15 protein-coding genes are annotated in these 20,648 nt (G+C 43.4%); 13 read left to right on the top strand and 2 right to left on the bottom strand.

Annotation, left to right across the window (positions count from 1 at the left end):
• The first annotated feature begins 15 nt into the window (after positions 1-15).
• The 5 genes from pilB (at position 16) to zapD (ending at position 6,064) form a co-directional block, all read left to right on the top strand.
• Complete coding sequence (gene pilB / locus DL796_RS07520) at positions 16-1,728, top strand: type IV-A pilus assembly ATPase PilB (protein WP_110201092.1); 1,713 nt, start codon at positions 16-18, stop codon at positions 1,726-1,728.
• A gap of 100 nt (positions 1,729-1,828) precedes the next feature.
• Positions 1,829-3,076: a type II secretion system F family protein gene (locus tag DL796_RS07515; protein WP_110201091.1), complete on the top strand. Its 1,248-nt coding sequence runs from the start codon at positions 1,829-1,831 to the stop codon at positions 3,074-3,076.
• 34 nt (positions 3,077-3,110) lie between these two features.
• Positions 3,111-4,019: a prepilin peptidase gene (locus DL796_RS07510; RefSeq protein ID WP_110201090.1), complete on the top strand. Its 909-nt coding sequence runs from the start codon at positions 3,111-3,113 to the stop codon at positions 4,017-4,019.
• A gap of 652 nt (positions 4,020-4,671) precedes the next feature.
• Positions 4,672-5,313, top strand: coding sequence for a dephospho-CoA kinase (gene coaE, locus DL796_RS07505; protein ID WP_110201089.1), 642 nt, complete (start codon positions 4,672-4,674; stop codon positions 5,311-5,313).
• Positions 5,297-6,064, top strand: a complete 768-nt coding sequence (gene zapD, locus DL796_RS07500; RefSeq protein ID WP_110201088.1) for a cell division protein ZapD — start codon at positions 5,297-5,299, stop codon at positions 6,062-6,064. Before coaE ends, zapD begins: the two co-directional genes overlap by 17 nt.
• Before the next feature lie 574 nt (positions 6,065-6,638).
• Here the strand turns inward: zapD and nadC are convergent.
• Complete coding sequence (nadC, locus tag DL796_RS07495) at positions 6,639-7,508, bottom strand: carboxylating nicotinate-nucleotide diphosphorylase (protein ID WP_110201087.1); 870 nt, start codon at positions 7,506-7,508, stop codon at positions 6,639-6,641.
• A gap of 122 nt (positions 7,509-7,630) precedes the next feature.
• Between nadC and ampD the strand changes: the two genes are divergently transcribed.
• The 6 genes from ampD to DL796_RS07465 all read left to right on the top strand — a co-directional run bounded on the left by ampD (position 7,631) and on the right by DL796_RS07465 (position 15,956).
• The gene (gene ampD / locus DL796_RS07490) at positions 7,631-8,176 is read left to right on the top strand and encodes a 1,6-anhydro-N-acetylmuramyl-L-alanine amidase AmpD (protein ID WP_406946423.1); all 546 of its coding nucleotides are present in this window, start codon (positions 7,631-7,633) and stop codon (positions 8,174-8,176) included.
• Between the two features lie 106 nt (positions 8,177-8,282).
• Positions 8,283-9,143: a regulatory signaling modulator protein AmpE gene (ampE, locus tag DL796_RS07485; RefSeq protein ID WP_110201085.1), complete on the top strand. Its 861-nt coding sequence runs from the start codon at positions 8,283-8,285 to the stop codon at positions 9,141-9,143.
• A 189-nt stretch (positions 9,144-9,332) separates the two neighbouring features.
• Complete coding sequence (gene aceE / locus DL796_RS07480) at positions 9,333-12,026, top strand: pyruvate dehydrogenase (acetyl-transferring), homodimeric type (RefSeq protein WP_110201084.1); 2,694 nt, start codon at positions 9,333-9,335, stop codon at positions 12,024-12,026.
• A gap of 15 nt (positions 12,027-12,041) precedes the next feature.
• The gene (aceF, locus tag DL796_RS07475; RefSeq protein ID WP_110201083.1) at positions 12,042-13,709 is read left to right on the top strand and encodes a dihydrolipoyllysine-residue acetyltransferase; all 1,668 of its coding nucleotides are present in this window, start codon (positions 12,042-12,044) and stop codon (positions 13,707-13,709) included.
• Between the two features lie 207 nt (positions 13,710-13,916).
• Positions 13,917-15,335, top strand: coding sequence for a dihydrolipoyl dehydrogenase (lpdA, locus tag DL796_RS07470; RefSeq protein ID WP_110201082.1), 1,419 nt, complete (start codon positions 13,917-13,919; stop codon positions 15,333-15,335).
• Between the two features lie 234 nt (positions 15,336-15,569).
• On the top strand, positions 15,570-15,956 hold the full coding sequence (locus tag DL796_RS07465; RefSeq protein WP_110201081.1) for a hypothetical protein: 387 nt from the start codon (positions 15,570-15,572) through the stop codon (positions 15,954-15,956).
• A gap of 62 nt (positions 15,957-16,018) precedes the next feature.
• Here the strand turns inward: DL796_RS07465 and DL796_RS07460 are convergent, their stop codons facing one another.
• Positions 16,019-16,972: a DMT family transporter gene (locus tag DL796_RS07460; RefSeq protein ID WP_110201080.1), complete on the bottom strand. Its 954-nt coding sequence runs from the start codon at positions 16,970-16,972 to the stop codon at positions 16,019-16,021.
• A gap of 224 nt (positions 16,973-17,196) precedes the next feature.
• Between DL796_RS07460 and DL796_RS07455 the strand changes: the two genes are divergently transcribed.
• Both DL796_RS07455 and DL796_RS07450 read left to right on the top strand, forming a co-directional pair.
• A complete protein-coding gene (locus DL796_RS07455) occupies positions 17,197-19,410 on the top strand; it encodes a S9 family peptidase (RefSeq protein WP_110201353.1) in 2,214 nt (737 codons plus the stop codon).
• A 147-nt stretch (positions 19,411-19,557) separates the two neighbouring features.
• Positions 19,558-20,622 (top strand): PQQ-dependent sugar dehydrogenase, encoded by a 1,065-nt coding sequence (locus DL796_RS07450; RefSeq protein WP_110201079.1) that lies wholly within the window; start codon positions 19,558-19,560, stop codon positions 20,620-20,622.
• Positions 20,623-20,648 lie beyond the last annotated feature (26 nt).

Here is a 20,648-nt window from a genome sequence, read left to right as displayed (position 1 = left end):
AAGAGTGTTAATTCTATGGCGTTAATAGAAACGGGTTTAACGGGCTTAGCCCATATGCTAGTTGCTGAAGGCCTAATCTCAAAAGACAAAGTTAAAGAAGCTATTGAAAAAGCTAAAGAAGAAAAGATTGGGTTAATTGACTGGCTGGTAAATGCTGGCTGGGTAAAAGGAGCTGATGCGGTCAAAGCCCAAGGCGTTAACTTTGGTGCGCCTTACTTCGATGCTAATGCGATTAATCCCGATAATTTACCTAAAGATATTATCGACCTTAAAATGATGCGCAAGCATCGGGTAATTCCCCTTTATATGCGAGGTAGTCGTCTGTTTGTTGGTGTAGCCGATGCAACAAATCTTAAAAGCTTAGAAGAAATTCGTTTTCAAACAAACTGCTCTGTTGAGGCCGTTTTAGTAGAACCTTCGAAACTAGACTCCCTCGTTGACAAGCTCATCGATGAAAAGGAAAGCGAGTCTTTATCAGATTTTGATGACGCGGATCTTGATAATATTGATCTTGATGCCGTTGATGAAAGTCAGGCGGGTGATGTGGACGAAGGGGCTGAACGCGACGATGCTCCCGTTGTTAAGTTCGTAAAAAAGATGTTGGTTGATGCCATTCGAAAAGGCGCATCGGATTTACACTTTGAGCCTTATGAAAAAAAGTATCGGGTACGCTTTCGCATCGATGGCTTGCTACATGAGGTTGCTAGTCCCCCAATTCAGCTCTCCTCCCGTATTTCTGCTCGTTTAAAAGTTTTATCGAATCTAGATATCTCAGAGCGCCGTGTTCCGCAAGATGGTCGTGTAAAGTTAAAGTTATCTAAAACTAAAGCCATCGATTTTCGTGTAAACACTCTGCCAACCTTATTTGGCGAAAAAATTGTAATGCGTATTTTGGACCCCACAAGTGCTATGTTGGGTGTCGATGCTTTAGGCTTTGAAACGCAACAGAAAAAATACTTTATGGAAGCGATAAGCAAGCCGCAAGGGATGGTGCTGGTAACAGGTCCTACAGGTTCGGGTAAAACTGTAACGCTTTATACAGGCGTTAATATTTTAAATGATGAACATAAAAATATTTCTACCGCAGAAGACCCTGTTGAAATTAACTTGGCAGGGGTTAACCAGGTTAACGTTAATGTTAAAGCGGGTTTGACATTCGCCTCGGCGCTTCGGGCATTCTTACGTCAGGATCCGGATATTGTACTGGTTGGTGAGATTCGAGATTTAGAAACAGCTGAAATCGCTATTAAAGCCTCTCAAACAGGCCACTTAGTGTTATCTACGCTGCATACTAACTCTGCTCCTGAAACGTTAACTCGCTTAGTGAATATGGGGGTAGCGCCCTTTAATATTGCGACCACAGTTAATTTGGTGGTGGCTCAGCGATTAGCAAGAAGGCTGTGTGAGCATTGTAAAAAACCATCACAATTGCCTAACGAAGCCTTATTAGAGGAAGGTTTTACTAAAGAAGAGCTGAACGAGCTCACAGTTTATGAGCCTGTTGGTTGCGATAAGTGTACATTAGGCTATAAAGGTCGTGTGGGTTTATTCCAAGTCATGCCTGTATCTGACGCAATGGGCCGAATTATCATGGAGGGTGGTAATGCGATTGATATTGCCGATCAGGCGAGAAAAGAAGATATCCCAGATTTACGACGCACTGGATTAAACAAAGTTAAATTAGGGGCTACCAGCTTAGAAGAAGTAAATCGCGTAACTCAAGAGTAATAGGAACTAGGTACAATAAGTTACTGTTTTTATTATTTATTGAGTAATTACGCCTTTATTTGCTATATTGGTAGGACTATGAGCGATAGGGTACAGCAAGATGGCGACTGCAGTTAGAAAAAGAAAAACTTCACCAAAAAAGAAGAAGCAAAAAGTCTTTCAGTATAAAGGGGTCAATAAGCAAGGGCAGAAAGTTAAAGGCTCCATGCCTGCAATTGATGCCGATGAAGTAAAAGTTGCCTTAAGAAAACAGGGCATTACACCTAAATCAGTTAATGCCGACTTGTTTGCCTCTATTGGTGGTGGTAAGAAGCCTATAAAACCAGCCGATATTGCCGTGTTTTTACGACAGCTAGCAACCATGATGAAAGCCGGTGTACCTTTAGTTCAGTCGTTCGATATTATCGGTAAGGGCCATGAAAACGCTAGTGTTCAAGATCTAGTAATGAATATTAAAGAGGATGTCGAAGCTGGTAACCCTTTTGCTACGGCGCTACGTAGTCATCCCAAACAATTTGATGAGCTTGTCTGTGACCTTATTCATGCAGGTGAGCAATCGGGAACGCTGGAGCAAATGCTAGACAGAATCGCAACTTACAAAGAAAAATCGGAAGCATTAAAATCTAAGATAAAGAAAGCAATGATGTACCCTGCTGCTGTTGTTGTTGTTGCTTTAGCAGTAACTGCCGTTTTATTAATTTATGTAGTCCCTATGTTTGCCGAGTTATTTATTGGTGCTGGAGCAGATCTTCCGGCTTTCACCCAGCTCGTTATAAATATGTCTGAAAACGCTCAAGAATATTGGTGGCTCTATTTAATTGTGATAGTAGGAAGTGTTTTCGGTTTTTCATACTTGAATACCAATTCGACCAAGTTTAGAGAAGTCAAGGACCGTTTTTTATTAAAAATACCAGTGTTTGGTCCTTTGGTTCAGAAAGCATCCGTTGCTCGATATGCTCGCACCCTGGCGACTACATTCGCGGCAGGCGTGCCGTTAGTAGATGCCTTGGACTCTGCTGCCGGCGCATCGGGAAATACTGTTTATAAAAATGCAATTCAAAGTATTAAGGAAGATGTAACAAGCGGGCTACAGATTAATATGGCGATGACCTCAACAGGTGTTTTCCCAAATATGGTGAATCAAATGGTTGCAATTGGTGAAGAGTCGGGTGCTGTCGATACCATGCTTTCTAAAGTTGCCGATATATACGAGGGTGAAGTTGATGATGCTGTGGACGGAATTAGCTCATTGATTGAGCCATTCGTCATTGTATTCTTAGGTGTTGTAGTGGGTGGTCTTGTTGTTGCAATGTACTTACCTATCTTCCAGTTAGGTAATGCATTCTAAGCAAGTAAGTTTCCAATATTAAATAAGAATAAATATGATTGAATTATTATCTAGCAACCTGCCTTTATTGGCAGGTTTTGTTTTTATACTGGGTTTGCTTTTCGGTAGTTTTTTTAATGTAGTTATTCATCGCTTGCCCAAAATGCTTCAACGAGAATGGCAAGCGACAGCTACGGAAATACTCAAAGAGGCTGACTGTACAATAAGTTGCCCTGAAACTAAGCAAGATGAGAAATACAACCTAGTTTCGCCACGCTCGGCTTGTCCAAAATGTGGGCATAAGATTACGGCATTAGAAAATATTCCAGTAATTAGTTGGTTATTTCTTAGAGGGAAATGTCGCTCCTGTAAAACACCAATTTCATTTCGTTATCCATTTGTAGAGCTCTTGACCGCTATAACATTTGCTACCTGCGCCTATTACTTTGGTTTCAGTTGGTTATTGGTATTTGCCATTATCTTCACTAGCTTTTTAATCGTCGGCAGTTTTATCGACTATGATCATAAAATCCTTCCTGATCAGCTTACTTTACCTTTAGTCTGGCTTGGTTTGAGTTCTTACCTATTTATCAAACCTGACGCTTTGCAGCTTAGCTTTGCTTCTAGTTTAGAGTCGGCTGTGATAGGTGCCTTATGTGGTTACTTAGTGCTATGGTCTATTTATTGGCTATTTAAGCTGATTACAGGCAAAGAAGGTATGGGGCATGGTGATTTTAAGTTATTAGCAGCTATTGGGGCTTTTGTTGGCGTAAAAATGCTGCCATTAGTTATTATCTTGTCTACAGTTACGGGCGCTGTGCTAGGTATTATTTCTATGATAGTGACCAAGAAAGGCCGTGATCACACGATTCCTTTCGGACCTTTCTTAGCAATCGCAGGCTGGATCACCTTGATCTGGGGTGAGCCTTTGACGCAGCTTTATATGAGCTGGTTGCAGCCATAGTTCTAAAAGCGAGATTGCCGCGGCCTAAAGGCCTCGCAACGACGGTGGTTGGGGGGTGCGGTGTTTAGTTCATACTTCGTAATGACATATAGCTCGTCATTACGAGGAGTGCGAAGCACGACGTGGTAATCTCGCTTTATTAATACGTTCTGTGCTGTTTAATAGGCCACAGGCGCCTTCATGAGATTGCCACGCTCCTTCGTCGCTCGCAATGACGGCAGTGCGTCATTACGACGACTGCAGGGCAAGCAATGCTTCCGGCATTGCTATTACGTTCCCTACATCCATGCAGGTCAGATACAGGAGTTAGAGCAATGTAGGAGCTATTGCCGAGGAGTATGAAGGACGACGTGGTAATCTCTAAACATTCTTCTCTAAAAGCTAGATTGCCGCGGCCCAAAGGCCTCGCAACGACGTTGGTGAGGCTCGGCTTTAATGTTTCGCAGCAATAATGATTGGGATTGATGTGCTCGGTTACTTTGCTCGCAATTACGGGTATATAGTAGCTCACAATGAGGGAAGTAGCCGCTTGGAATGACCACATTGCAAGAAAGTATATTTGAGAGTTGTATTTCAGTAAGCTAACCAGTTTCTTTCTTTTATAATTATCCCCTTAAAGCTAGAATACCTTTTTTACCCTACTAGGATCTTCATGACACTTCATATTGTTTTAACAGGCGGTATAGCCAGCGGGAAGTCCGCTGTTAGTGGTTTTTTCGAGGAGCTAGACGTTAGGGTCATTGATGCTGATATTATTGCAAGAGAAGTTGTGGAGCCAGGGGCATCAGGTTTAAATCAAATTATTGAGCATTTTGGCGAGTCGGTTCTTTTAGACAATGGAAGCCTTGACCGACAGGCACTTAGAGAAATTGTTTTTAATGACGAAACAAAGCGACAGTGGCTGAATGGATTGCTTCATCCTATGATTCGCAATAGGATGGCGGAGCTTAGAAGTGATGCTGAAAAGTGTGATGAGCTCTACACCGTTAGTGTTATTCCTTTATATTTTGAAACCATTCATGGAACTACAGAAGCACAGAGCTATCACAGGGTATTGGTGGTTGATAGTAGCCAAGAAAATCAGTTAGAGCGTTTGATGAAAAGAGATGGTGGTAATTTGCAACTGGCACAGTCCTTAATGTCCAGTCAGGCTACACGACAACAACGGTTATCAATAGCCGATGACATTATAAAAAATGAGTCAGATTTGCATTCATTAAAACAACAAGTTATAAGTTTAGACAGTCATTATCGTGATTTAGCAAGGAATCAGCGGCATGAGCAAGACGGTTGAGACAATACTGTACGAGCACCCTTTAAGTGAGCAGGTCCGAACATACTTAAGATTGGAGCAACTTTTTGTAACTCAGCTTCATTTACGTGAGCAAGACTCTACCGCTTGCCACGTCAGTGCGCTGAGGAATCTTTGGGAGATCTTAGATTGTCTTGACCGTGGTGACATTAAAGGAGAGATCATCAAGGAGCTGGAGACTCAAAGAGCTTACTTCCAGCAGTTACAGGAAAGTCCATACATTGATGATTTCAAGCTAAAACGTTTCTTAGAACAGCTAGACCAATTACTAGAGTGGGTCGGCGGGTACAGCGGAAAGTTTGGTGCGCGTTTGCGTTCTATTCGCTTCATAGACATGCTTAAAAACCGAATTCGAATGCCTGGCGGAACTTGTAGTTTTGACTTGCCGGAACTGCATCAATTCTTAAACCGTCCTTTTGAAGAGCGCCTCGACAGTTTAAAAAGTTGGTTTTCACACCTAGAAGGCTTGGCCCAATGTATCAAAATTCTCTTAAGACTATTCCGTGAAAATGGTGAGTACCAAGTCGTACAAAGCAAAAAAGGTGTGTTTCAGTCAAGCTTGTCGAATAAAGGAAACCCACAGCTGTTGCGAGTAAGGTTGCCTAAAGAGTCGACTTATTTTCCTGAAATTAGTGGCTCGAAGCACTACTTTAGTATCCGTTTTATGGAGCAGGTAGAGGATGAAATTAGGCCAGTAGCCGATGATATTTCCTTTGAACTAGCTATCTGTTGAGGTTGCGGCTAAAGCGGTCGTATTCTTTATATCTTTCCTTGTGATGTTAAAAGCGAGATTGCCGCGGCCTAATGGCCTCGCAACGACGAATAGTGCGTCATTACGAGGGAGTGTAACGACCGAAGCAATCTCTTAACATCCTTCCTGAAGAGCGAGATTGCCGAGGCCTAAAGGCATCGCAACGACGAATAGTGCGTCATTACGAGGAGTCCGAAGGACGACGTGGTAATCCCTATTCGTTAACTGTGAAAGTTGACTTTGTGTTGGATTACTTTGAGGGGTATGTTGCTTAGTCGTTATGGTCTTTTTGCAAGAATTAGTGCACGGGCGCCTATATGAGATTGCCGCGCTCAGTTCCTTCGCTCGCAATGACGAGATGGGGTTAAGGTGTTGCTACGCGCTTCATGTAGCTCGCAATGACGAGAAAGGGTGAGGGCTCCGCGGCCTAAAGGCCTCGCAACGACGCAAAATGATAATGAGGTCCTTAGTTCCTTCGCGCGCAACGACGTTGGTTGGTATTGAGGTAGTTGGTCCCTATTTAGCAATGACGGAGACTTGCTCCGGCCTCACTTACCTACATTTCTAGACGAAGCGATAAGTCGATGGCTTTCACGTGTTTAGTTAGGGCACCTACCGATATAAAATCAACTCCGGTTTCGGCAATATCACGCAAGGTTTCGATAGTGACGTTGCCTGAGGCTTCGATTTTAGCGGTGTGAGAGTGTACTTGGTTAATGGCGACGCCCGTTCGCAGTTCATCAACGCTAAAGTTATCCAGCATTATGACGTCAGCGCCAGCATCTAGTGCCTCGTCTAACTGTGCAAAATTTTCGACTTCGACTTCGACAAGGGTAGTAGGATGGTTTTGTCGAGCGATAGAGACAGCATTTTTAATCGAGCCGGTCGAGATGATGTGATTCTCTTTTATCAAAAAAGCATCGTAAAGGCCCATTCGGTGGTTTCTACCGCCACCACAATATACCGCGTACTTCTGCGCTAAACGCATCAAAGGGATGGTTTTACGAGTATCTAGGAGCTGACAGTCCGTTCCTTTGAGTTCACGCACGTAACGAGCCGTAATGGTTGCTGTGCCCGATAGTGTTTGTAGGAAGTTCATTGCGCTACGTTCGGCAGTCAATACATTTCGCGCGTTACCTACGATTTCACAAAGAGTGTCGTTGGCCGAAACTTTGTCGCCATCTTTACATTTCCAATCGAGTTTAATGCTAGGGTCAAGCGCCTTAAAAACACCATTAAACCATTCTATGCCACAAATCACGGCGTCTTCTCGTGTGATTAATCGGCCCTTGGCAACTTTATCCTGCTCGATGAGTTCTGCTGTCACATCGACTCCATCGATTCCATCAAGATCTTCTTCAAGCGCTTTTTTAACTTGGAATTCAATGGTTTGTTGTAACTTGGCCTGATAAGGAATATCGATCATTTTGTGTTCCGTAAGAAGATTGATGAGTTTAGGTCGTACACTATTTGTGATTAATCTGTGCTATTGTAATCTCAAAAAAGTAGTTTAGGAATAGCATGAACACTTCGGAGCTCAATTTTTGTTTGAATTTACACACCGGAATCATAGAAGGCGCCCGCTTATCTGACTGTTGTCACTTCGATGATCGTGAATCCGAGGAGATTGATTTGTTGGTTGTTCACAACATTAGCCTTCCGCCAAAGGAGTTTGGTGGGCCCTATATTGATCAGTTCTTTGGCGGTGAGTTGAATCCTGATGATCATCCATTCTTTGAAGAAATTGCTGATATACGTGTTTCGAGCCACTTGTTGATTCGACGAACTGGTGAGGTTGTTCAATATGTTCCATTGCATAAGCGAGCGTGGCACGCTGGGTTGTCTAGTTATCAGGGACGAGAGAAGTGTAATGATTTTTCCATTGGGATAGAGTTGGAAGGGGCTGACGATATTCCTTACGAAGAAGAGCAGTATCAATCCTTAGCAAAACTGACGGCGTTATTATTAAAAGCTTATCCCAATATGTCCCGCGACAGGATCACAGGGCACTCAGATATCGCCCCTGGGAGGAAAACTGATCCAGGGCCAGCTTTTGATTGGGGCTATTATCGTAGTCTCTTGACAAGAACTTGAGCAAGCCTTGGGCTATCCACCATGAGCTTTAGAAACGTGTTTAACTTTTCAGGCTTATGGTATAACTATTAATATTGAGTGATTCAACCAAATCTTGGAACTAAGTATGGCGTTATTAGCACTAGTCATTGCAATTTTAATCGAGCGTTATTATCACGGTAACCAGTCCGCGGCGCGGGATAAATTAAGTAGTGATAACTGGTATTTTTCATATTTAAGATTTTGCGACAAATCCTTTGCTGGGAAGAACTGGTACCAAGGTTGGTTAAAAGACTTTATTGAAGCAGTGCTACCAGTGCTACTAGTGTTTGTATTTTTCAAGTTATTCGACGATGGCTTTGTTGCATCGTTTATTGTGTTGGCCTTAATGGTTTTAATTTTGGTGCACACCTTTGGGCCACAGCTTCCAAGCAAGCAACTAGAAGGCTATTTTAAAGCTATAGAAAACGGTGAGCGACAAGCTGCATACGAATATGCCATGGCTTTTACAGGGAAAGAGTCAGAGAACGAAGAGGCGATGGTAAAAGATGTTACCGAGTCGATTTTCTACAAAGTTGAGAGTCAATATTTTAGCGTCGCCATCTGGTTCGTATTATTAGGTCCCGCTGGCGCACTACTTTACCGAATGCTACTTTGGCAAGAACAAGAAGACAGACTCGGTGCGTTAGGTAGTAAGCTTCACTATGCGATGGAGTGGGTGGCCTTTAGAATTTCAGCGCTGACTTACTTGTTAGCTGGTGATATGGCAAGTGGTATAGAGCGCAGCAAAGCACAGTTTTTTGATTTAGATGTTAGTGGCAGAGTTCTGCTGAACGCGGTTGCTACAGCCAGTATGGGGTTAGGCGTTGATGCTACAGAAAGTCCCTGTGCCGCCAACCGCTGTGCTATCAGCCTATCGCAACGCTCTGGTGTGATTTTATTTGCGCTAGTGGCTGTAGCCTCATTTCTGGGATGGAGTTTCGTGTAAAGTAATTAACGCATGTTAATTAAAAATCGTTTTTGCTTATGGTCAGACCAGAGATGAGTTTTCGCCCATAAAACGGCAAAACGGTATCTTTTTACCGCTTTTTTGACTAAGATATTGGCTTTATGAATTCTAGCATTGCTATTTAACACTTGTTAAATAAATGCGTTTGGCTGTCATAAGGCGATAATTATGTCAAAAGATAGGTCTGAAAACGATGTAACAAACAACGCGCTAGTTACAGACGTGGATCCGATAGAAACTCAAGAATGGATCGACGCACTAGACGCGGTTATGGCAGAAGAGGGTGTAGAACGCGCACACTTCTTACTTGAAAAACTTGTCGCTAAAGCACGTCGTGCTGGCGCAAACTTGCCATTCGATTTAACCACAGCGTATCTTAATACGATCCCACCATCACAAGAAGCTCATATGCCTGGCGATCAGGAAATGGAACGACGTTTGCGTGCCATTATTCGCTGGAACGCCATTGCAATTGTCTTGCAAGCTTCGAACAAAAAGTTAGAGCTTGGTGGCCACTTATCCAGCTTCGCTTCGAGCGCAACTTTGTACGATGTAGGTTTTAACCACTTCTTCAAAGGTAATGACGAAGATAAAGGCGATTTGATTTATTACCAAGGCCACTCTTCGCCGGGTATTTATGCACGCGCTTTCTTGGAAGGCCGTATCAGTGAAGAACAGATGAGCAACTTCCGTCAAGAGGTTGATGGCAAAGGTCTTTCGTCCTACCCACATCCGTGGCTTATGCCTGACTTTTGGCAGTTCCCGACAGTTTCGATGGGCTTAGGTCCAATCCAAGCAATTTACCAAGCACGATTCTTAAAGTATTTAGAAAACCGTGGCTTAGCGGATACTAAAGGCCGTAAGGTATGGGCTTTCCTTGGTGATGGTGAGATGGACGAGCCAGAATCGATGGGTGCTATTAGTTTAGCCGGACGTGAAAAGCTTGATAACCTGATCTTTGTTGTTAACTGTAACTTGCAGCGCCTCGATGGTCCTGTTCGTGGTAACGGTAAAATTATCCAAGAACTTGAAGGCGAATTCCGTGGTAACGGCTGGAATGTATTGAAAGTCATCTGGGGTCGTTATTGGGACCCACTTATTGCTCGTGATACTGAAGGTCGTTTACGCAAAGTGATGGAAGAAACCGTTGATGGTGAGTACCAGAATTGTAAGGCTAAAGGTGGTGCTTATACTCGTGAACATTTCTTCGGCAAAGATCCTAAGCTAAAAGAAATGGTCGCGAATATGTCAGATGAAGATATCTGGCGTCTAAACCGTGGTGGCCATGATCCACACAAAGTCTATGCGGCTTACCACAGAGCTGTTAATACCGAAGGCCAGCCGACAGTTATTTTAGCGAAAACTGTTAAAGGCTACGGCATGGGTAGCTCTGGCGAAGGTAAGAACGCAGCGCACCAGGTTAAGAATATGAATCTGGAAGCGTTGAAACACTTCCGTGATCGTTTCAATGTACCGATTCCTGACGAAAAGTTAGAAGATGTACCGCTTTATCACCCAGGTGAAGATAGTGAAGAAATTAAGTATCTAAAGGAGCGTCGTGAAAAACTTAGTGGTTACCTACCGTCACGTCGTGTCGAGTGCGAAAGCCTTGATATTCCGTCATTAGATGCTTTTGAACCTTTATTGAAGTCGAGTGGCGATCGTGAGATCTCTACCACTATGGCGTTCGTACGCTTCTTGAACATCTTGTTGAAAAACAAAGCGTTGAAAGACCGAATCGTCCCTATCATCCCTGATGAAGCGCGTACTTTCGGTATGGAAGGCCTATTCCGCCAAATCGGAATTTATTCCTCAGTCGGTCAGCTATATGATCCGGTCGACTCCGATCAAATCATGTATTACCGCGAAGACAAGAAAGGTCAAATCTTAGAAGAAGGTATCAACGAAGCAGGCGCAATGTCTTCGTGGATGGCTGCGGCGACCAGTTATTCGAGCAATAACTTGCCGATGATTCCTTTCTACGTCTATTACTCGATGTTTGGTTTCCAACGTATTGGTGACCTAGCATGGGCCGCTGGCGATATGCAGGCGCGTGGTTTCATGATTGGTGCAACCTCAGGTCGTACAACATTAAATGGTGAAGGCTTGCAACACCAGGATGGCCATAACCACTTGATCTCAGCGACGATTCCAAACTGTATCAGCTATGATCCAACATACGCATACGAGTTGGCAGTTATTCTGCGTGAAGGTATGCGTCGTATGTATAAAGAACAAGAAAACGTGTTCTATTACATCTCTACCTTGAATGAAAACTACGTACACCCTGAAATGCCAGAAGGTGCTGAAGAAGGCATTCTTAAAGGTATGTATCAGCTCAAGGCCAACAAGTCGCGTAAGAAAGCACCTCGCGTACAATTGATGGGTTGTGGTTCTATCTTGCGTGAAGTTGAGCATGCTGCAGAATTACTCGAAGAAGACTTTGGTGTCTTGTCCGACATTTGGTCGGTACCGAGTTTCACAGAGCTGCGTCGCGAAGGTTTGGCGATTGAGCGTGAAAACATGGTTAATCCTGATAAGAAGCCTAAGAAATCTTACGTTGAGAAATGCTTAGAGAAGCAAAAAGGACCGGCTATTGCCGCAACTGATCATATGAAATCTTATGCTGATCAGATTCGTCCTTTCGTTCCAATGAATTACAAAGTTCTTGGTACTGATGGTTTCGGTCGCTCAGACAGCCGCGAAAACTTGCGTCGCTTCTTCGAAGTGGATCGTTATTACATCGTCGTAGCAGCGCTTAAAGCGCTAGCGGAAGATGGCGACATCGACGTTAAAGAAGTTACTAAAGCAATCAAGCGTTATAACATCGACGCTGATAAAGCTGACCCAGCAACCCTATAATTGGAGGAGGTTCCCTTGGCAAATTTAACTGAGGTAAAAGTCCCCGATATTGGCGATGCCAGTGGGGTTGATGTGATTGAAGTCCTAGTTAACGTTGGTGATGAAATCAGCGTTGATGATGGATTAATCGTCTTAGAGACTGACAAGGCCACGATGGAAGTTCCGTCGAGTGATGCTGGAATTGTAAAGTCGGTTGAAATAAAAGTTGGTGATAAGGTCTCTGAGGGTGACTTGATCTTAAAGATCGAAGCGGCCAGCGAGGATTCTTCTGAGTCTGAGCAAGAAGACAGCTCAACTGAAGCTAGCGACGACTCTAAAGAAGAGCAAGGTACTGAGACTGCGGAGTCGAAAGAGCAAAGCCAAGAAAAACCTAAGTCATCTGGGGCGTCACGTTCTGAGTCGATCACTATTCCCGATATTGGTGATTCCGAAGGCGTGGATGTCATCGAAATTAGCGTTAAGCCGGGTGATGAAGTAGAACAAGACGATAGTCTCATCGTCTTAGAAACTGAAAAAGCAACGATGGAAGTACCATCGCCATTTGCTGGTACTGTTGAGTCAATCAGCGTCAAAGTTGGTGATAAAGTCAGTCAAGGCGATGAAATCGGGACTATGAAAGTTGTTGATGAATCTTCTGATGCTGATAGCGACTCTAGTCAAGACAAAGCGCCAGAGCCACAGCCTGAGCAAGAGAAGAGCATCAAAGATGAACCGATGCCGAAGTCTGATTACAAGCAGGCTCCTGTTGCTGTTGCGCCATTTGAACGTCGCGAAGGTGAAGTGATTCATGCTAGCCCAGCAGTTCGTCGCTTAGCACGTGAGTTTGGTGCCGACTTATCAAAGGTTAAAGGATCTGGACGTAAGAACAGAATCCTGAAAGAAGATGTTCAGTCTTACATCAAGTTTGAACTGTCACGTCCAAAGGCTACAGCAAATACGGGCTCTGTAGCGGCGGCTGATTTACCTGAAATTGACTTCACAAAGTTTGGTGAAGTTGAGGAAAAATCACTGTCACGTATTCAGAAAATCAGTAGTGTAACTCTGCAGCGTAACTGGAATTTAATTCCTCACGTTACCCAGCATGATGAAGCTGATATTACTGAATTAGACAAATTCCGTAAGGCGATGAAGGACGAAGCGGCTAAAGAAGGTGTGCGTTTGACACCATTAGCCTTCATCATGAAAGCGTTGGTAGCGAGCTTGAAGGAATTTCCAACCTTCAACTCTTCGTTAGCACCGGACGGTGAAACTCTGATATTGAAGAAGTACTACAATATTGGTGTTGCGGTTGATACGCCGGATGGCTTAGTAGTTCCAGTGATTCGTGATGTTGATAGTAAATCCGTTTATCAGCTGGCGAATGAGCTAGGCGAAATGTCGGAAAAAGCACGCGATAAGAAGCTAACGGCCAAAGACATGCAGGGTAGTTCCATGACTATCTCATCGCTTGGTGGCATTGGTGGAACATCGTTCACACCAATCGTTAACTGGCCTGACGTAGCGATTCTTGGCTTATCTAGAAACCAAATGAAACCTGTTTGGAATGGTAAAGAGTTTGAGCCACGCATGATGCTACCAATGTCGTTATCTTATGACCACCGTGTTATTGATGGCGCGGTTGCGGCTAGGTTTATCGTACATCTTGGTAAGATGTTGGCGGATATTCGTCGCACGATTCTTTAACGCAAAATACGAACTGACGTCATTGCGAGGCCGTAAGAGCATAGCAATCTTTAAAGAGATTACTTTATCGCACAAGCTCCTCGTAATGACGAACGTAGGATATGGCGAATTGTTTGATGATTTTTCAGTCAAATTAGGTAAAATACGCGCCATCAGACCCTATATTTAAGAGTTAAAACTCTAAATTCAGATAGAAAAGAGGAACTCATGAGTAACTTACACGCTCAAGTTGTTGTTTTAGGTAGTGGCCCTGGCGGCTACAATGCCGCATTCCGTGCCGCAGATCTTGGCATGGACGTCATATTAATAGAGAAATACGCTACCTTAGGTGGTGTTTGTTTGAACGTGGGTTGTATTCCATCGAAAGCACTTTTGCACACAGCTAAAGTTATCGATGAAGCAGCCGAAATCTCTGCTCACGGTGTTGATTTTGGTAAACCAAAATTCGATATCGACAAGATTCGTGGCTATAAAGATGGTGTCATCAAGCAATTGACTGGCGGCTTAGCGGGTATGGCTAAAGGCCGTAAAGTTAAAGTTGTTCAAGGCTACGGTAAATTTACTGGTGCTAACGAAATTGAAGTTGAGCACGAGGGTGAGAAGCAAAAAGTCACTTTTGATAACGCTATTATCGCTGCTGGTTCGCGTGTTGTTGATCTACCGTTCTTACCAGAAGACGACCGTATCGTAGATTCAACAGGCGCTTTAGAGTTACGCGATGTGCCTGACCACATGCTAGTTATCGGTGGTGGTATCATCGGTCTAGAAATGGCAACGGTTTATCGTGCGTTAGGCGCTAAAATTACTGTGGTTGAGATGGCTGATCAGCTAATCCCAGCAGCAGACAAAGACGTGGTTAAAGTTCTTGAGAAGTTCATCAAAGGTAAATACGAAAATATCTTGATGGAAACTAGCGTGACTAAAGTTGAAGCTAAGAAAGATGGCTTATACGTTACTTTTGAAGGTAAAAACGCTCCAGAGAAACCACAAAAGTTCGACATGATTTTATCAGCAGTGGGTCGTCGTCCAAACGGTGACTTGATTGACGCTGAAAAAGCAGGCGTTGAAGTGACTGAGCGTGGCTTTATCAACACTGATAAGCAGATGCGTACTAATGTTCCGCACATTTATGCAATCGGCGACATCGTAGGCCAACCAATGCTAGCTCACAAAGCAACTGCCGAGTCGCACGTAGCTGCAGAAGTTATTGCTGGTAAGAAGCACTACTTCGATCCATTAACAATTCCTTCAGTAGCATACACAGACCCAGAAGTTTCATGGGTTGGTTTAACTGAAAAAGAAGCGAAAGAGCAAGGCATCGACTATGGCGTGGGTAAATTCCCATGGGCTGCTTCAGGCCGTGCTATCGGTGTAGACCGCAAAGAAGGTTTCACTAAGCTATTGTTTGATAAGAAAAACAATCGCGTAATCGGTGGCGCTATCGTTGGTGTTAATGCTGGTGAGTTGATTGCTGAAGTTGGTTTAGCAATTGAAATGGGTTGTGACGCGGAAGATATCGGTTTAACGATTCATGCGCACCCAACGCTTTCTGAGTCTGTCAGCTTTGCTGCAGAAGTTTATGAGGGTGTTTGTACTGATTTACCTCCTCAGCGTAAGAAGAAATAAGAAATTACCTTTTTTGCCCTAAGCTATATGCCACGCTCAGGACAAAAAATATTAATTTCGAGCTAGTTACGTCGAGATATTGACTGACTCTAAAAAGCCTCCTTCGGGAGGCTTTTTTGTTGCCGTTAAAGTTCGATGTAGAAAAATTATAAAAATCTGTATGTGATTCGAGTATAGTAACGTTTCCTTCGGGAAACATGATACTAATGAATAAGAAAAACACAGGGAGAAATTATGAAAAATATCGTTCTATCTTTATTAGTTATGGGTTTGCTTACGGCTTGTAATACCAGTCGTCCTTTAACCAACCTCAATAATCACAATATCGAGTATTTGGTTAGTGGTGAGAAAACCGTTGAGGATGTGAAGCTAAGTATTATCCAAGCAGGGCAAGTATTAGGCTGGCAAATGCAGCCAATAGCACCCGGCGTAATTCGTGGAACACTAAATATACGCGCGCACCAAGCTGTGGTTGATATTCCTTATAATACTAAAAGCTACAGCATTATTTATGTAAGCAGCGTTAACTTAGACTACGATGGGCAGACAATCCATCGCAGCTATCCGCGTTGGGTTAATAACCTTAAAGCAAAAATTGATGATTTTATCGTAACTAAGTAAGGCTTAGTTGGTAAGAAAAGGCTTCCATTTGGAAGCCTTTTTTGTAAAGAAAAAATAATGATTTATGGCGATGGTGACTGTTTGATGATTTTAGATTTTTTGTTGCCGGCGACAGCTGTGGTCGCTGAACCAAGAACAACCATCACGGAGCCAACAATACTTAAAGCATTCATTGGCTCATCCGGTAAATGATCAGGGAAGAAGTAAGCTACGATCTTCATCGACATAATAGTTACTAATGGCGTTAGGGCTAAAATAGCGCTGACCCGAGAAGCTTCCCAGTGTGCCAGGGCTTCTGCAAAGGCACCATAAGCAACAATGGTATTCAAACAGCAGAATATAAGCAGCAGACAGCCGATAGAGCTTAGAGAGGCCACTTGGGTCGGTTCGCTCCAAGGAATCAAAATCAGTGTGCTTGTGATGTAAATAATGAACATGATTTGATTGGAGGTGAATGTATTGAGCAACTGCTTTTGTGCTAACGCATAAGCTGCCCAAGTGACTGCTGCTAGTAGCATCCAAAACAAACCTACGGTATAAGCGCCTTGCCAGTTACTGAGAATTTCGCTGAAGCGCATATTGAAAAACAGCACCAAGCCAATGACAAAAGAACCGAAGCCCATCCATTGCCACTTATTAAAGCTTTCTTTAAACACTAACAATCCACCAAGCAACATAAACATTGGGGCTGTCTGAATCATAACTTGTGCGCTACTTGGCGTGATTTTTTCAACCCCAAATAAATAGAATACATAGTTAGCGCATAAGCCAAAGATAGCAATTAACATTAAAATGCCAATAATGCCTTTAAGCGCTTTAAAATTAGGGATTCTTTTTCGAACAGCCATATAAATAAACACAAAAATAGCTGCTACGGCGAAGCGGTACCAAGTGACGGTAACCGGGTCCATTTCTAGTAATACACCCTTTAACGCGATAGGTAATAACCCCCAAAGGATGACGGTGGTTAGAGATAGTGCAAGGCCTAATTGCCAGCGACCGGAAACAATATGCATAGGGACTCTCGAACTGACATGTTGCGTCACATTATCCATGAATTTAAAGACAGTGACTAGCCATTATTAACAGCCAAAGGGAGAAATTCTAAAGCGTCATCATTGATTGTTTAAGCCTTAGATTCTATGATGCTTTAACGAAAAATTACGGGGAAATATAGGTTATGAACTCGATTAAGTCCTTATTGGGTGGTGCGGCCCTAATTTTGACAGGAGCAGCTACTATGACAATGGCAAATGCAGCTGAAGACGAGGCGTCTGGTAAATTGACGGTTGAGCGTATCTACGCCGATCCTTCGCTTACTGGCCCTGCGCCACGTTCTGTGAAGTTATCGCCAGATGGCAAGCGTGTGACTTTCTTGAAAGGTAAAGAAGACGAACAAGAACGCTTGGATTTGTGGGAATATAACTTAGCCGATAAGCAGTCTCGGATGTTAGTCGACTCTGCTGACTTGATGCCAGGCGAAGAGAACCTTTCCGACGAAGAGAAAGCACGCCGTGAACGTATGCGCCTTTTCGCGAAAGGAATCATCAGCTACTACTGGGGGGATGATGGCGAAACTCTATTGTTCCCGCTCGGTGGCGATATTTTTGTTTATGACTTAACGAAGGATGCTGATGAAGCAACTAAGCAACTAACCAAAACCGATGCTTACGAAACCGACGTAAAACTTTCGCCAGACGGCAAAAGTGTCTCTTTTATTCGCGATCAAGATATCTTCATCGTTGATATCGAAAGTGGTAAAGAGCGTCAGCTAACGTTTGATGGCGAAGGCGCTATTAAAAACGGTATGGCGGAGTTTGTGGCTCAAGAAGAAATGAGTCGTCTGACTGGTTATTGGTGGTCACCGAATAGCAAGAAAATGGCGTACCTTAAAGTTGATGAGTCGCCGGTTAATATTGAAAAGCGTTATGAAATTAACGCCGAAGATTTTGAGGTATTCGAGCAACGCTACCCAAGTACTGGTACAAATAATGTATTAATTAAGCTTGGAGTTTTAGACCTTGAAAGCGGTAAAACTACGTGGGTTGACACTAAGACACAAGAAACTGCTGAAGAAAAGGATATTTATATTCCAAGGGTAAAGTGGCTCAGAGATTCAAGACGTTTATCGTACCAATGGCAAAGCCGCGATCAGCAAACGTTGAAGCTGATGTTCGCAGACGTGGAAACGGGCAAGTCGAACGTGATCCTCACTGAAAAGTCAGATACTTGGATTAATTTAACCAAAGATTTGTACTTCTTAAAGCGTCATAATGCATTCGTTTGGAGCTCTGAGCGCAGTGGTTATCGCCATTTGTATCTGTATGATTTAAAAGGCAATCTTATTAATCAGTTGACCAGCGGTGATTGGGTGGTTGATAAATTGTATGGCGTCGACGAAGACAAGGGCTTGGTTTATTTTGATGCCAACAAAGAAACGCCTTTAGAGCAACATTTATACTCGGTGCCAATGAATGGCCTGGGTGAAATTAAAAAGATTACGCAACAAGCGGGTGTTCACACAGCCAGTTTCGCAAAGAATATGGAACTGTTTGTCGATTACTTCTCATCAGTAAAACAGCCGCCACAGGTTAGTTTGCGTAAAGCTGACGGTAGTTTGGTGACCTGGCTAGAGAAAAATGAACTTAACGAAGATCACCCTTACTTTGAGTATTACCAAAAAGCAGCGAAGCCAGAGTTCGGTACGATCGAAGCCGAAGACGGCCAAGCCATGTACTACCGCCTATATAAACCAACCAATATGGAGAAGGGGAAGCAATACCCTGTCATTGTTGATGTTTATGGCGGTCCTCATGCACAACGTGTAACCAACACCTGGGGAGCACGTAATACGTATTGGCACCACATGATGGCAGATCGTGGTTTTGTTGTATTTTCTCTAGACAACCGTGGCTCGTGGAATCGTGGTAAGAAGTTTGAAGATCCGATTTATCGCAAGTTAGGTGATGTCGAAGTCAAAGATCAGGTTAAAGGCGTTGAGTTCCTAAAATCACTTCCATTTGTCGACCCAGAACGAATTGGGATGTTTGGCTGGTCTTACGGCGGTTACATGACCATCATGAGTATGTTCAAAGAACCAGACGTTTTTAAAGCCGGTGTTTCGGTCGCTCCAGTTACCGACTGGTACTTGTATGATACACATTACACAGAGCGTTATTTAGGGCATCCAACAACTAACAAAGCGGGTTATGAGCAGAGTAATGTTTTCCCTTATTTAGACGGTTTAAAGGGTGATTTAATGATTATCCACGGCATGGCAGATGATAATGTGTTATTCACTAACAGCACTAAGTTGTTTAAGGCATTACAAGACGCCAACAAGCCGTTCGATATGATGAACTATCCAGGTAGTAAACATTCGATTTGGGGCCAGAAAACACGTACACACGTCTTTAATACGATTACTGACTACTTTGAAGAGCACTTGAAGTAGAAAGTTCTAAAGAGTGTTTATGATTATAAAAGCGGCCTTCGGGTCGCTTTTTAGTTTTAACGCTAATGATTTTTGGAGAGCGCGATTTGCTATTTAGAGGTCTCAGCCTTTATTCTATATAAACTTTTTGATAGACGGAGTTGAGTCATGAAAATTGCTGTTGCTTTAAGCCTATTGTTTGCTAGTGCGCTGCAAGCTGCTGTGGTGCCAGAGAATTTTTCAATCGAGGTCTTCGCGCCAGAGGTTGAAGGAGCTCGTCAGATGGCTTTGTCAGATGCTGGAATTGTCTATGCTGGCTCGCGCAAAGCTGGGAAAGTTTACGCGGTGGTGGATAACGACGGCGACTTTAAAGCCGATGAAGTTCATGTCATTGCTGAAGACTTATACATGCCGAGTGGTGTGGCTTACCGTGAGGGTGACTTGTATGTGGCTGAGGTTGATAAGATCTTACGCTTTAGCGATATCGATAAACATTATAAAAAGCCACAAGAGCCAGAAGTAATTTATGACGATTTGCCCGACGACAGCCACCACGGTTGGAAGTACATAAAGTTTGGACCAGACGGTAAGCTTTATATCCCAATTGGTGTGCCTTGTAACGTTTGCGATGACGAAGGCTATGGCGTCATTATTCGAATTGACATCGAGACTAAGGAAAGAGAGCTAGTTGCCACCGGTGTGAGAAATAGTGTGGGTTTCGACTGGCATCCTGAAACTAAAGAGCTATGGTTTACTGATAATGGTCGTGACTGGTTAGGCGATGATGAGCCAGCTTGTGAGTTGAATCGCGTGACCGAGTTAGGTGAATTCTTCGGTTTCCCTTATGTGCATGGAGAAGACTTCTTAGATCCTGCCTTTGGTAAAAAGCTTGGTGATCGAGAGTTCACAAAGCCGGCATGGGAATTTCAGGCACATGTAGCACCATTAGGGATGCTCTACTACACTGGTGATATGTTCCCAAAAGAATACAAAAACACCATGCTAGTAACGCAGCACGGCTCTTGGAATAGAAGTAGCAGGGTAGGTTATAAGGTGGTGCATTTAACATTAGATGGGAATGAAGTTGAAGCGCAAAATGACTTTGTCAAAGGCTGGCTAGTTGATGAAGAAATTAAGGGAAGGCCTAATGATGTGATTCAGTTAGAGGATGGCTCGGTTCTGATTTCAGACGATGGCTTCGGTAAAATCTATCGAGTGAGTTATTCTAAGTAATTTATCCAAATTAGCTTTTCTCAAGT

The sequence above is a fragment of the Kangiella spongicola genome (assembly GCF_003194565.2).
GTDB classification, from domain to species: Bacteria; Pseudomonadota; Gammaproteobacteria; order Enterobacterales; family Kangiellaceae; genus Kangiella; species Kangiella spongicola.
Note: the sequence above shows the minus strand (reverse complement) of the source record. Positions and strands in the feature narration are given on the sequence as shown.

Bases quoted from the DNA above. Each gene is read 5' to 3' on its own strand.
- pilB (WP_110201092.1), top strand. From the start codon at position 16: ATGGCGTTAATAGAAACGGGTTTAACGGGCTTAGCCCATATGCTAGTT.
- DL796_RS07515 (WP_110201091.1), top strand. From the start codon at position 1,829: ATGGCGACTGCAGTTAGAAAAAGAAAAACTTCACCAAAAAAGAAGAAG.
- DL796_RS07510 (WP_110201090.1), top strand. From the start codon at position 3,111: ATGATTGAATTATTATCTAGCAACCTGCCTTTATTGGCAGGTTTTGTT.
- coaE (WP_110201089.1), top strand. From the start codon at position 4,672: ATGACACTTCATATTGTTTTAACAGGCGGTATAGCCAGCGGGAAGTCC.
- zapD (WP_110201088.1), top strand. From the start codon at position 5,297: ATGAGCAAGACGGTTGAGACAATACTGTACGAGCACCCTTTAAGTGAG.
- nadC (WP_110201087.1), bottom strand. From the start codon at position 7,508: ATGATCGATATTCCTTATCAGGCCAAGTTACAACAAACCATTGAATTC.
- ampE (WP_110201085.1), top strand. From the start codon at position 8,283: ATGGCGTTATTAGCACTAGTCATTGCAATTTTAATCGAGCGTTATTAT.
- aceE (WP_110201084.1), top strand. From the start codon at position 9,333: ATGTCAAAAGATAGGTCTGAAAACGATGTAACAAACAACGCGCTAGTT.
- lpdA (WP_110201082.1), top strand. From the start codon at position 13,917: ATGAGTAACTTACACGCTCAAGTTGTTGTTTTAGGTAGTGGCCCTGGC.
- DL796_RS07465 (WP_110201081.1), top strand. From the start codon at position 15,570: ATGAAAAATATCGTTCTATCTTTATTAGTTATGGGTTTGCTTACGGCT.
- DL796_RS07460 (WP_110201080.1), bottom strand. From the start codon at position 16,972: ATGCATATTGTTTCCGGTCGCTGGCAATTAGGCCTTGCACTATCTCTA.
- DL796_RS07455 (WP_110201353.1), top strand. From the start codon at position 17,197: ATGACAATGGCAAATGCAGCTGAAGACGAGGCGTCTGGTAAATTGACG.
- DL796_RS07450 (WP_110201079.1), top strand. From the start codon at position 19,558: ATGAAAATTGCTGTTGCTTTAAGCCTATTGTTTGCTAGTGCGCTGCAA.